Consider the following 12,771-nt stretch of genomic DNA (forward strand, 5'->3'; position numbering starts at 1 on the left):
TTAACCTTTCAAGAGATCGATGGTCGCCGAGATCAGATCGCGGGACTGGCGAATGCTCTGGAGATTTGCCTCGTAGCTGCGGTTTGCTTCACGCAGGTCTGCCATTTCGATCAGCATGTTGACGTTCGGCATCTTGACGACGCCGTTTGCGTCCGCTGCCGGATTGCTGGGGTCGAGTTCTTCAACGAAGTCACCCTTGTCGACACCGATCTTCTGGACGCCGACGGTCCTGACCCCTGTTGCCCGGTCGAGTTCGGCGCCGAACGTCACCGTCTTGCGGCGATAGGGATCGGCACCCGGCGTATCGCCGGTGGTGCGGGCGTTGGCGATGTTTTCCGACACGATGCGGAGTCTGGTCGCTTCCGCTTCCATGCCGCTGCCAGAAATCTTGAGGGCTGCTGATAAAGGATCCATTGGGCTCACTTGCCGACTGCGGTCAACATCATGTTGTGGAACGCCTTCACCAGCTGCGTATTCAGCTCGTACTGGCGCTTGATCTCCCCGCTCTTGGAGAGTTCGCTGGCAACAGCAACCGTGTTGCCCGACTCCTGATTGCCGATCTCGTTGTTGAGATCTTCGTCCCTGACGTCGACATTGTCCGAGCCGAGGCCGACGCTGGCGAAATGGGCCGAATTGGTGCGCGCCATCGGGATGTTCGAGGCGTCGAGTACCGATTGGAACGGCGTCACGTCCTGTGCCCGGTATTGCGGTGTATTCGCGTTGGCGATGTTGGTGCTGACGACTTGTTGCCGGATCGACAGCCACTCCGCCTGCCTGGAGGCAAGCTCAAACAATTGGATCTGTTGCATCACGTCTTCTCCGTCTTCTCGACAAAGGAGTAAGATTAGAAACTTGCGTGGGACTTGTGCTGATGCCCGCAGACCCGCGGCGAGCCCGGCATCCAAGATGAATGCTGCGTGGGTGCGGACCCGTTGCACGAGGTTTTGCGGGTCGACCGTTGAGGCCTAATTAACTTTCTGTTAAACATAAGCTTACAAATTGCTGCAAAAGCGATGGGCCTGCGTCTTCGACCAGGCGGGCATGAAGCCATTCGATCGCAGCCAGATGTTTTGGCAAAATCCCTTAGTTTTCAAGGATCATGCCTGATGTCCGACGCTATCTCCGTCAGCTATATCCAGAGTGCGTTGCAGACTCTGCTGTTCACCAGTGATTCGCTGGAAGAGGCACAGAAGCGTACCTCCAGCGGCTACAAGATCAATTCCCCGGCGGATAATGCGAGCTACTGGTCGGTCGCAAATTCGATGACGTCGGACACGAAAATTCTGAGCAGTGTGAACGATGCGCTCGGTCTTGGCGCCGCAAAGGTCGATGCCGCCTATTCCGCTGTCGAATCGTCGATCGATATTGCCGACCAGATCGTGGCCAACCTGACCACCGCCAAGGAAGACGGTGTCGACCAGAGCGCCGTCAACGCCACAATCAGCGATCTCAAGGCCAGCCTCTCGTCACTGATCAAATCCGCATCGTTCGGGAGTGACAACTGGCTTTACAACTCGTCGGAGGCCGACGCTGGCGCGAAGACCGTTCCGGCCTATTTCCAGCGCAGTGTGTCGGGTTCAGTATCGCTGTCCTACGCGACATTCGATGCAAGCAATTCCACGCTGATCGATACCGGCGATGCAAACCGCGGGCTTCTTACGAGCTCGATCGATCCGAGTACTCTTGCCTCGAACGGAACCGGCTCGGGCAAACAGTATTATCTGTTGGACGCAGGGTCGGAGATCGCCACGGATGGTTCCCCGATCGAACTGACCGACGAGACGACGTCCGAAGACATCGACGACATGATCAACGTCATGAACTACATTCAGCAGAAGCTGACGACGCTCGGTTCAACGCTTGGGACGATGTCGAACCGGATCGATACCCAGTCGAGCTTCGTTTCGAGCCTGGCGGACGTGTTTGACAAGAGCATCTCGCACCTCATCGATGCGGACATGGAGGCGGAGTCGACCAAGGTCAGCGCCTATCAGGCCCAGCAGGAGCTTTCGTCCCAGATCCTCGGCATGGCCAATACCCATCTGCAGAGCCTCGCGACCCTCTTTAGGTAGGGCGGCCCTCTTCAGCGCCACGGCTCTGAAATTTTCGCAATAAAAAGCCTCGGACGCCGGTGAACTGACCCCATCAAAGCTGGATCAGCTTTGATGGGCAGCGTACGGACGTGCCGAAGCTTTTTGCTGTGCTGCCAGTTGCTTACTGGGCGCTCTCGTACATTTCTCCGGTGGAGGTGACGATCACCCATTTGCCGTTCTTCTGGGTAAGCGCGGCCAGGCGGCTGTTGTCCGGCAGGACCGAACCCGTCTGAACAATGTACATTCCCCGATCGTCCTCGATCATCGCGCGTCCGTTGGCGACGTGAAGAAGACGGAAGCTGGAGCGTCCAGGGAACGGCTGCTGAGTGCCCGTGTCCTCGCCCTTCGCATCGGCCGAGCCCGCCTTGGGAACTGTTGCCGTTACAAGCAGGTCGGTCGGTTCCTCGGGCGGTCTGCGGGCCACCGACATCGGCGGCACTTCGACCACGTCGCGCTGACGGAAGCTGCGCAGGTCGCGCAGTTGCTCCCAACCCGAAACGTTGACGCCGAACTTATCTTCGTTGAGGAAGACGTACCACGGGAACATGGCGGCGGCGACGGCGAGCAACAACGTGCCGCCCTTCAGCGTGATGTCTGCCGCCGTGGTCTTTTCGTCCGACTTCTTCTTGAAGCGTTTTGCCAGTTTCTGCCGTTGCGTGAATTTCATCCCCAATCCTCATCAACCCCTCTTGAGAGCCGGCATCTGGCCCTGGGCCGCGACATTGCGCAGCGCGATGGCCAGCTCCGCGTAGGCGTCGGCAACGCGCTTGTCGCCGGGCGTCTGCTTCAGCACTTCATAGATCGCGGGCACCTGCCTCACCGCCATGTCGAGATCGGCATCGGTCCCTTGCCGGTAGCCGCCGATCAAGCGCAGATCGCGGGTTTCCTCGAAGCGATGCATCAGTGTTTTCAATCGCATGACCAGTTTCTCCTGGTCGGGCGTCCAGGCCTTTCGGGCGAGACGCGAGATCGACGACAGGGGATTGATCGGCGGGTAGCGACCTTCGTCGGCGAGACCGCGCTCCAGCACGATGTGCCCGTCGAGAATGCCGCGGGCGGAGTCGGAGACCGGATCGTTGTGGTTATCGCCGTCGACGAGGACGGAAATGATGGCGGTGATCGTGCCGCTGTCTTCGAGGCCCGGCCCTGCCCGTTCCAACAGTTTGGGCAGTTCGGTAAACACCGACGCCGGATAGCCGCGCGAAATCGGCAACTCGCCGCCGGCGATCGCGACTTCACGCACCGCATGCGCAAAGCGCGTCACGCTGTCTGCGATGAACAGCACGTTTTCGCCCTTGTCGCGAAAGTGCTCGGCAATGGTCATGGCGATCAGCGGCGCCATTTTGCGCAGCATCGGGCTTTCATCGCTCGTGGCCACCACGGCGATGGATTTCTTCATGTTCTCGCCCATCGTGTCTTCGATGAATTCGCGCACCTCGCGGCCGCGTTCCCCGACGAGGGCAATCACGACGCGGTCGAACGCATCGGCGCCGGCCATCATCGACAGGAGCGTCGACTTGCCGACGCCGGAGCCTGCGAAAATGCCGAGACGCTGGCCGAAGCAGAGCGGCGTGAAGATATCGATCGCCTTGACGCCGGTACGGAAACCTTCCTCGACGCGACGGCGGGACATGGATGGCGGCGCGGTACTCATGATCGAGCGCGCCACATCGCCCTGCACAAGCGGACCGCGGTCGTCGATCGGCCGACACAGCGCATCGATGGCGCGACCGCACCAGCTGTCATGCGGGGAGACCTTGAACTCACCGATGCGCAGAACACTGTCACGGATGCCGATCGGCTCGCCCGGTTCGATCGGGCAGATATGAACCTGGTCGGACTCGACTTTGATCACCTGGCCGAGATGCGTACCAACACTGCTGCAATGCTCGACGAAGTCGCCCAGCCTGACATGTTTCGAAAGGCCGCTGACGGTGTAATAGGTCGCGGAAATTGCGGTGACCACGCCGCCCGGTGCAAACGCAAAGGCCGGCCCGGTGTGGCGCCCAACGAGGGCTGCCAAGAGATCGAGCTTGTTTGCCGGGCCGTGAACTGTCTGACTTGCGGTCATGAGGGATCGTTTTCCGGCTTACTGGCTACCGCCCAAGGTCTTGATGGCCTCGGTGAAGCTGCTGTCTGTGGAGCTGAGAAGCGAGGAAATGCTTTCAAAATTGCGGCTGATCGAAATCAGCTCGGTCATCTGGCCGATGCCGTTGACGTTCGACTGCTCGATAAAGCCCTGCATGACGCCGACGTCGCTGTTGTCGACGACCGGCTGTGCCGGTGACGACGGCAGGACGCCGCTGTTTTCATAGCGCAGATAGCCCTTGGAAAGATCGGCCTGGAAGAGACCCAGCGAAGCGACAATCCTGCCGTCCTGCATGATGCGGCCATCGGTGCCGACCGAGGGCGGGCCGCCGTTGCGGTCGAGCTGGATGGCGCCACCTCCGGCATCGAGAACCGGATAGCCCCGGATCGACTGGAGTTCGCCCGTGTCTGCCATGGTGAAGCGTCCGTCACGGGTCAAGACCTGGCCCGCCGGCGTATCGATCGCCATCCATGCGTCACCCTTGACCGCAAAGTCGAGAGGGTTGCCGGTCTGCTGCAGTTCTCCCGATCTCGTGGAGAGGTAGTCGTTGCCCTGCGACACGAAAGAGACCGACGCGGAGATGTTGTTGTCGATTTTGGCGAGCATCTGGTCGAACTTTACTTCGGTCGCCCGGAAGCCGACGGTGTTCATGTTGGCCATGTTGTCCGCGACGGTCGTCAACCGCCGCTCAAGCGCCATTTGGGCCGACAGGCCAACATAAATACCAGATTGCATCGATGGATCTCCTGAGATGAAGCGGCTCCTACCATCGAGGAATCGCCGAGCGGCCTGAACCGGCCTTCGTGCGCATTCAAACAGGGGTTGCTTGTGTGAAGCTGATCGAAAGTGCGAAACGGCGGAGAGGCTGCGATAGCCAGCTTCACGCAAGGCTACCCGCCTAGATGTTCCGCTGCATTAATGACGGCGGATACACATCAAAATGATGATCATTGTGGGTTTCATAATCACTATTGGCTGCGTGCTTGGTGGCTTCATGGCCATGGGCGGCCATCTCAATGTTCTGTTCCAGCCTTTCGAGCTGGTGATCATCGGCGGCGCAGGCCTGGGCGGCTTTATCATGGCCAACCCGATCAAGGTCGTGAAAGACAGCGGCAAGGCACTGGGTGAAGCCTTCAAGTTCGCGGTTCCCAAGGAGCGCGAATATCTCGACATCCTCGGCGTTCTCTACGCACTGATGCGCGACCTCAGAACCAAGCCGCGCAACGAGATCGAAGCGCATATCGACAACCCGCAGGAATCGTCGATCTTCCAGACGGCTCCGACGGTTCTGAAAAACAAGCAGCTGACCGTGTTCATCTGCGACTATGTTCGCCTGATCATCATCGGCAACGCCCGCAGCCACGAGATCGAAGCGCTGATGGACGAAGAGCTGGAGACGATGCTGTCCGACAAGCTCAAGCCCTATCATGCGATTACCGCAATGGGTGACTCGTTCCCGGCCATCGGTATCGTCGCCGCCGTTCTCGGTGTCATCAAGGCCATGGGCAAGATCAACGAGTCGCCTGAGGTCCTGGGCGGACTGATCGGCGCCGCACTGGTCGGCACCATGCTCGGTATCATTCTCTCCTACTGCGTTTGCAATCCGCTGACCTCGCAGATCAAGGTCGTCCGCACAAAGCAGCATCGCCTCTACACGATCGTCAAGCAGACGCTCATCGCCTACATGAACGGCTCCGTACCGCAGGTCGCTCTCGAATACGGTCGCAAGACCATCGGCAACGGCGATCGTCCTTCGATCGACGCCGTCGAGCAGGAGATGATGAACCCCGGTGGTGAGAGCAAGGCGGCCTAACGATGAACAATCCGTCGAGCGAAGTCACTAAGCCGATTGACCCGATCGTCCTTGCGCGGCTGACAGGCAGCCTGGGTGACGTGAAGACGATTGCCCATTGCTGCAGCGATGTTGCAGCCCTGCAATGCCAGCTTCTCGGCGATGTCGTCCAGGAGGAAATGCAGCTCGACATCGGCGTCGAATATGCCGGCCACGTCTCCGGTCTGCGCTCTCAGGTCATCGCGGGGCTTGGCGCGGGTTACACGCTTGTCAGCGCCAGTCAGCGCAACTGGTGTACCCATTTCGTGCTCGCCACCCGGAACAGCCTGCCGATCGCCATGATCGCGCAGCTGCTCGGCGATACCGACCAGCCTTCTGATGACACGCGCACGTTGACGTCTATCGAGGGCGATATCGCATCGCTGCTCGTTTCGCGGATCGCGGGCGTGCTTCGCCTCGGCCTCGGCCCCAAGGGGGAGTTCGAGCCGGTGCTGTCGCCATGCTATCCGATCACCGACTACGCCCGGCAATCGCTGGAGATCCCCGACTGTTTCGCAGCCGCGGTCCGGCTTCAGGTCAAGCTTGGATCGCTGACGGGGGAGGTCGTGATCGTCATTCCGCAAAGCGTGTTGCTGAAGACGACGATCACCCGTCCTTCCGGACAACTGGCAAACAGTCTTCCGGCGCCGGCCGACGCCGTTGCCGATCACGTGCTGCGCTCGCAGATCGATCTTTGCGCGCGCATCAAGCTCACGCCGCTCAAGCTTGGCTCAATTGCCAGATTGAAGCCTGGTGATACCATACCGTTCGAAGACATCGGCGACATTGGGGTCGATATGGATGCGAACGGGAAACTGATCTACCGCTGCGAGTTCGGCCGGTCCGGCGACAGCTATTCCGTAAAGATAAAATCCAACGTCTCTCCAGACGGCAATATACTCAAAAAAATTCTCGATAATTGACGCGGCGCCTCCGCGCCCGGCAGCTTCAGACAAGTTTCGATGTGGATAATAGATCATGGCTAGAAAAACGACCGTCAAAAACGAACTGACTGAAGATCCGATCGCTTCGAGCAGCCTGGATCTGGAACACGCGATCGACGACCTGCGTGGCGCATTGAAGGCGGACGAGGACGGCACGCTGCTGTCGGCCGATCCGTTCGCGTCACCGGCCTCCGATTTCGGCAGCGACAGCTTCGGTTCGACGGATTTCGGAACGAGCGACTTTGGCTCGACCGATTTCGGCGGCAGCGATTTTGGTGGTGGCGACCTTGGCAAGTCCGACTTCGGAGCCAGCAGCTTTGGTGGTGGCGCAAGTGCGATGCCGAGCTTCGGATCCGACACGCATGGTGAAAGCCTCGAGGCCAATCATGACCTCATCTTGGACATTCCGATCGATGTCCAGATCGTGCTCGGTTCAAGCCGCATGCCGGTCAAGGGTCTGATGAGCCTCAAGGAAGGCACGACGATCACGCTCGACAAGAAAATCGGCGAGCCGGTCGATATCACCGTGAACGGTCGCCTGATCGCCCGCGGTGAAATCACGCTTCTCGAAGACGACGATACGCGCTTCGGCGTAAAGCTCACTGAATTGTCAGGAGCTCCCAAGAGCTAAAATGAATTTAGCGTTTTAGGACAAGCCCATGATGGACTTCGATACCTTTAGTGACAACCTGCCCGGCCAGCCGCTTTCTCAGGCAGAGAAAGCGGCTGCGGTTCTGCTCGCAATGGGAACGGGCGTTGCAGGTAAGCTGCTGAAGTATTTTACCCAAGCCGAACTGCAGACAATCATTGCCTCCGCGCAGAGCCTGCGCGCCATTCCGCCAGACGAACTGACCACTCTCGTCAACGAGTTCGAAGACCTGTTCACCGAGGGAACAGGTTTGATGGACAACGCCATGGCGATGGAAAAGATTCTCGACGAAGGCCTGACGCCGGAAGAGGTCGACGGACTGCTGGGAAGACGCACCGCGTTCCAGACCTACGAGGACAGTCTCTGGGACCGTCTTCAGGACGCCGATCCGGTGTTCATCTGCAAGTATCTCGGCCGCGAACATCCGCAGACGATCGCCTACATCCTTTCGATGCTGCCTTCCGCCTTTGGTGCGAAGATCCTGGTCGAACTGCCGGAAAGCCTGCGTGCCGACATCATGAAGCGTGCGGTGAACCTGAAGAACGTCAATCCGCAGGCGGTGCAGATCATCGAAAAGCGGATCGCCGATCTCGTCAACGAAATCGATGCCGAGCGGAACTCGACCGGCCCGGTCAAGGTTGCAGACCTGATGAACCAGCTCGAAAAGCCGCAGGTCGATTCCCTGCTCGAATCACTGGAACAGGTCAGCCAGGAAGCAGCCCAGAAGGTTCGCCCGAAGATCTTCCTGTTCGAAGATCTCATGGTCATGCCGCAGCGCAGCCGTGTCATCCTGCTCAACGATATCGCGGGCGACATCCTGACGATGGCGCTGAAAGGTTCGTCGGCACCGATGCGCGAATCCGTGCTCGTCTGCCTCAGCCCACGCCAGCGCCGCATGGTCGAATCGGATCTTGCCGCCGGCGGTACGATCAACCCGCGCGAAGTGGCGCTTGCCCGCCGCGCGATCTCGCAGGAAGCGATCCGGCTTGCCAATTCCGGCCAGATCGAACTCAAGGAAAAAGAAGCACCGGCAAGCGAAGCGGCCTGATTGCCTCCGCTGCCGGACGCATCCAACACCGAAATGCCCGCCTCGTGCGGGCATTTTGTTATCCTTCGCCATCTCGGATGCGGTCAAGCATAGCCGGGACACGATGGAAACTATGCTCGCAGCGCCGCGAATCGGTTAAGGCTTTCGCGCTCGCCGAGCTGGACGAGTATGGGGAGATGTCGCGCTTTCGTGGGCCGACATGCTGAATGCCACTGGGAGAGATCGATGTCGAATAAGCGCATATTGCTGGTCGGAGCCGGATTGTCGGGCGCCGTCATCGCCAGGAAACTTGCGGAGGCCGGTCATTCCGCTGTCGTTCTCGACGAGCGCGCCCACATCGCCGGCAACTGTTTTACCGAGCGTGACAGCGATACGGGCGTGATGGTGCATGTCTACGGACCGCACATCTTTCATACCGACGATGAGCCGGTCTGGGATTATGTTAACCGGTTCCAGACCTTCATGCCCTATGTCAACCGCGTGAAGACGACCAGTGGCGGGCGCGTGTTCCTGCTGCCGATCAACCTGCACACGATCAACCAATTCTTCGGCAAGACGCTGCGACCCGACGAGGCAAGACAGTTTATTGCGTCGCTGGCCGATACGTCCATCGGTGAGCCGAAGACGTTCGAAGAGCAGGCTTTGAAATTCGTCGGCCGTGATCTCTATGAGGCGTTCCTGAAGGGCTACACGGTCAAGCAGTGGGGCTGCGAGCCAAGCCAGCTGCCGGCCAGCATTTTGAAGCGTCTGCCCGTCCGTTTCAACTATGACGACAACTACTTCTTCCATCGTTTTCAGGGCATGCCGGAGAACGGCTATACGGAAATGGTCGAACGCATCCTCAATCACGAGCGAATCGATGTCAGGCTCGGGACCCGTTTCACCCGGCCAGATGCCGCGTCATTCGACCATGTCTTCTATTCGGGACCGCTTGACGGTTACTTCGACTTCGAACTGGGTCGGCTAGGCTATCGGACGCTGGATTTCGATCGCTTCAGCTACAACGGCGACTACCAAGGCTGCGCCGTGATGAACTACGGCGATCTCGACATTCCCTATACCCGGATTACCGAGCACAAGCATTTCTCGCCTTGGGAAACCCATGAGAAGAGCATCTGCTACCGGGAATATTCACGCGCCTGCGGACCAAGCGACATCCCCTACTATCCGATCCGCATGGCCGACGAAAAGGCCTTGCTCGAGCGCTATGTCGAGCTGGCCCGGACGCAGCAGAACGTGACATTCGTCGGCAGGCTCGGCACCTATCGTTACCTCGACATGGACGTGACGATCCGCGAGGCCCTGGACACGGGGGACGCTTATATCAACGCCCTGCAGGGGAAAGGCGCGCTCGGGGCGTTTTTCGTTGATCCGTAGAGCCGATGTAACAGTGGCATAGTCTGCAAGAAGGGTTGCCCGGATTTGCGGGAAACGGATGGCTGCACCGAAATTGGTGAAAATGGCCGCGCTATACTTTGTCGCGTCGACAATATCTTGCGGTTCGATTGCGCGATGCTGTTCGTCGCTGACGAAAAGACCGCCAATTCAGTGGAACTTTAGGTCGCTGCTTCCTGCGACAGTGAACCGGCAAATCAGGTTCCATTGAGTTCTTGCCGGGCGTAGTAAACTCCTGAAGTCTCGCTCGGCATTAACCCAAAATTAAGCGGTACTCCGTTACATCTTTAGTGATCGCGAAAGTTCAAACACAGGTCCCATTCCCCCATGCGTCAGACGCAACGCGGGGAGGCTTTGTATGGAATCTTTCTCGGCCACCGGCGTAGGGGGTCAGAGCTGTCGAACAGCTCTGGAAGCATGATGCCCTTCCAATACGCAGGCTCGCAGGAGCCATGTCTCACTTGATATTGTTTCGTCCGTCATGAGGTCCGAGTTGTGGTCGCTGAGTGCGCCCGGCTACGTGGGCATGATTGCCGGCAGGCGCCTTTGCGCGCCTGGGTCGCTGTAGGAACTGTTCGTTCATTACGCAGCCAGGGACAGGGGAATGCGTACGTGATCAACCAACTCCGAGGGCGCACATAATGACTTCTATCGTATCATCTCTAAGCGTAAACCAGATCAAGGCGATGTCCACGACGACGATTGCGTCGCTGAGCACGGATGACGTCGCCGCTCTGAGCTCCACTCAGATCGCAGCACTTTCATCGTCGCAGATCGCTGCGATCGAAACCGGCGACTTCGAGGTCATGTCGTCCGCACAGATCAGCGCCATCTCGGCCGCTGCGGTGCTGGGCATGTCGACCGACCAGCTTGGTGTCCTTTCGACCGGCAATGTGCAGGGTCTGTCGACCTCGCAGCTCGCCGCGATGTACTCCACCCAGATCGAAGCTCTCGATGCCGATCAGGTAACCGCGCTCAGCAGCACGCAGATCGCGGCTCTCGGCTCCGCGTCGCTCGCCGTGATGTCGACGGATGAACTTGCGAGCTTCACGACCGACGAAATTGCCGCCATCAGCACCAAGGCTATCGTCGCTCTCGACGCCGACGATTTCGCTGCATTCGGCAGCAACGTGTCGGCCCTCACCTCCAAGCAGGTCTCGGCGCTCAGCACGGACCAGATCGCACTTTTTAGCACCACCACGATCGCTGCATTCGGTTCCGACCAGGTCGCTGCGCTGACATCCAGCCAGATCGGCGTTATGTCGACCGCCGCGATCGCCGCAATCGCGACCGACACCATCTCCTCGCTGACGTCCAAGCAGCTCTCCGCGATGTCCTCCGACCAGATCGCCGCACTTGATCTCGACCGGACCACCGCGCTGACCAGCTCTCAGATCTCCGGCCTCGGCTCCGACGCAATCGGCGCAATGACGACGGACGAAATCGCAGCCTTCACGACCGACGAACTCGCCGCTATCAGCACCAAGGCCATTGCAGGCCTTTCCACTGACGACTTGACCGCTCTCGGCACCAACGTCACCTCCTTGACGTCCAAGCAGATCTCGGCACTATCGACCGCCCAGATCGCATCGCTGAGCACCGACGTCATCGCCGGACTCGGCAGCAGCCAGATCGGCGCGCTGACATCCACTCAGGTCGCAGTTCTGTCCACCGCCGCTATCGCCGCAATCGCGACAGACAACATCGCCGCCCTGACCTCCAAGCAGCTCTCGGCCATGTCGACAGACCAGGTTGCAGCTCTGGATGTCGACCAGGTGACGGCTCTCTCCAGCTCGCAGATCGCCGGCCTGAGCTCGGGTGCCATGGCTGTCATGTCGACCGACGAAATCGCAGCCTTCTCGACTGACGAAGTCGCCGCCATCAGCGATCGCTGCCCTCGGAACCGACGTGACTGTCCTGACCTCCAAGCAGATCTCGGCAATGTCGACCACCCAGATCGCATCGCTGAGCACGGATGTCATCGCATCGCTCGGCAGCAGCCAGATCGGCGCATTGACGTCCACTCAGATTGCGGTTCTGTCGACCGGCTCCATCGCAGCGATTGCTACCGACAGTATCGTTGCTCTCACCTCCAAGCAGCTTTCGGCCATGTCGACAGACCAGGTCGCAGCTCTTGATGTCGACCAGGTGACGGCTCTGTCCAGCTCGCAGATCGCAGGGCTGACCTCGGGTGCCATCGCTGTCATGTCGACCGACGAAATTGCAGCCTTCTCCACTGACGAACTTGCCGCGATCAGCAGCAAGGCAATCTCCGGCCTGTCCACGGATCAGCTTACTGCCCTCGGCACCGACGTCACGTCCATGACGTCCAAGCAGATCTCGGCGATGTCGACCGCGCAGATCGCATCGCTGAGCACCGACGTCATCGCCGGACTCGGCAGCAGCCAGATCGGCGCAATGACGTCCACGCAGGTCGGAGTTCTGTCCACTGCCGCTATCGCCGCAATCGCGACAGACAACATCGTTGCCCTTTCCTCCAAGCAGCTGTCGGCCATGTCGACAGACCAGGTCGCAGCTCTTAGTGTCGATCAGGTAACTGCCCTGACCAGCTCGCAGATCGCCGGCCTGAGCTCGGGTGCCATGGCTGTCATGTCGACCGACGAAATCGCAGCCTTCTCGACTGACGAAGTCGCCGCCATCAGCCCACGGATCAGCTGGCTGCCCTCGGGACCGATGTGACTGTCCTGACTTCCAAGCAGAT

General features: G+C 59.4%; 13 protein-coding genes. 8 read left to right on the forward strand and 5 right to left on the reverse strand.

Annotated elements, in window-relative coordinates:
* Together flgC and flgB are read right to left on the reverse strand one after the other, a co-directional pair.
* A complete protein-coding gene (gene flgC, locus ASG19_RS03800) occupies positions 1-414 on the reverse strand; it encodes a flagellar basal body rod protein FlgC (RefSeq protein WP_062453811.1) in 414 nt (137 codons plus the stop codon).
* A 5-nt stretch (positions 415-419) separates the two neighbouring features.
* Positions 420-809, reverse strand: a complete 390-nt coding sequence (flgB, locus tag ASG19_RS03805; protein WP_062453812.1) for a flagellar basal body rod protein FlgB — start codon at positions 807-809, stop codon at positions 420-422.
* Positions 810-1,106: 297 nt separating this feature from the next.
* Here flgB and ASG19_RS03810 point away from each other — a divergent pair, with 297 nt between their 5' ends.
* Entirely contained in the window at positions 1,107-2,072 is a 966-nt protein-coding gene (locus ASG19_RS03810; RefSeq protein WP_062453813.1) for a flagellin, read from the forward strand.
* Between the two features lie 142 nt (positions 2,073-2,214).
* Here ASG19_RS03810 and ASG19_RS03815 read toward each other — a convergent pair whose 3' ends face one another.
* From ASG19_RS03815 to flgF, 3 genes are read right to left on the reverse strand one after another with little or no spacing between them, the layout of a single operon-like run.
* A complete protein-coding gene (locus ASG19_RS03815; RefSeq protein WP_062453814.1) occupies positions 2,215-2,760 on the reverse strand; it encodes a hypothetical protein in 546 nt (181 codons plus the stop codon).
* Between the two features lie 12 nt (positions 2,761-2,772).
* Positions 2,773-4,164 (reverse strand): flagellar protein export ATPase FliI, encoded by a 1,392-nt coding sequence (gene fliI / locus ASG19_RS03820; RefSeq protein ID WP_062453815.1) that lies wholly within the window; start codon positions 4,162-4,164, stop codon positions 2,773-2,775.
* An 18-nt stretch (positions 4,165-4,182) separates the two neighbouring features.
* Complete coding sequence (gene flgF / locus ASG19_RS03825) at positions 4,183-4,917, reverse strand: flagellar basal-body rod protein FlgF (RefSeq protein WP_062453816.1); 735 nt, start codon at positions 4,915-4,917, stop codon at positions 4,183-4,185.
* Positions 4,918-5,122: 205 nt separating this feature from the next.
* On the opposite strand from flgF, the gene motA reads away from it, so the two are divergent.
* The 7 genes from motA (at position 5,123) to ASG19_RS03860 (ending at position 12,749) form a co-directional block, all read left to right on the forward strand.
* On the forward strand, positions 5,123-5,995 hold the full coding sequence (gene motA / locus ASG19_RS03830) for a flagellar motor stator protein MotA (protein WP_062453817.1): 873 nt from the start codon (positions 5,123-5,125) through the stop codon (positions 5,993-5,995).
* Positions 5,996-5,997: 2 nt separating this feature from the next.
* Positions 5,998-6,936, forward strand: coding sequence for a FliM/FliN family flagellar motor switch protein (locus ASG19_RS03835; protein WP_062453818.1), 939 nt, complete (start codon positions 5,998-6,000; stop codon positions 6,934-6,936).
* A gap of 55 nt (positions 6,937-6,991) precedes the next feature.
* Entirely contained in the window at positions 6,992-7,588 is a 597-nt protein-coding gene (fliN, locus tag ASG19_RS03840) for a flagellar motor switch protein FliN (RefSeq protein ID WP_062453819.1), read from the forward strand.
* A 28-nt stretch (positions 7,589-7,616) separates the two neighbouring features.
* Positions 7,617-8,654 carry a flagellar motor switch protein FliG gene (gene fliG / locus ASG19_RS03845; RefSeq protein ID WP_062453820.1) on the forward strand — a complete coding sequence of 346 codons (1,038 nt, stop codon included), beginning with the start codon at positions 7,617-7,619 and terminating at the stop codon, positions 8,652-8,654.
* Between the two features lie 225 nt (positions 8,655-8,879).
* Positions 8,880-10,031 (forward strand): UDP-galactopyranose mutase, encoded by a 1,152-nt coding sequence (gene glf, locus ASG19_RS03850; protein ID WP_062453821.1) that lies wholly within the window; start codon positions 8,880-8,882, stop codon positions 10,029-10,031.
* Positions 10,032-10,690: 659 nt separating this feature from the next.
* Entirely contained in the window at positions 10,691-12,187 is a 1,497-nt protein-coding gene (locus ASG19_RS03855) for a hypothetical protein (protein WP_156466399.1), read from the forward strand.
* Positions 12,126-12,749: a hypothetical protein gene (locus tag ASG19_RS03860; RefSeq protein ID WP_244476110.1), complete on the forward strand. Its 624-nt coding sequence runs from the start codon at positions 12,126-12,128 to the stop codon at positions 12,747-12,749. Before ASG19_RS03855 ends, ASG19_RS03860 begins: the two co-directional genes overlap by 62 nt.
* Positions 12,750-12,771 lie beyond the last annotated feature (22 nt).

Source organism: Rhizobium sp. Leaf306 (genome assembly GCF_001423425.1).
Classification (GTDB): domain Bacteria; phylum Pseudomonadota; class Alphaproteobacteria; order Rhizobiales; family Rhizobiaceae; genus Neorhizobium; species Neorhizobium soli.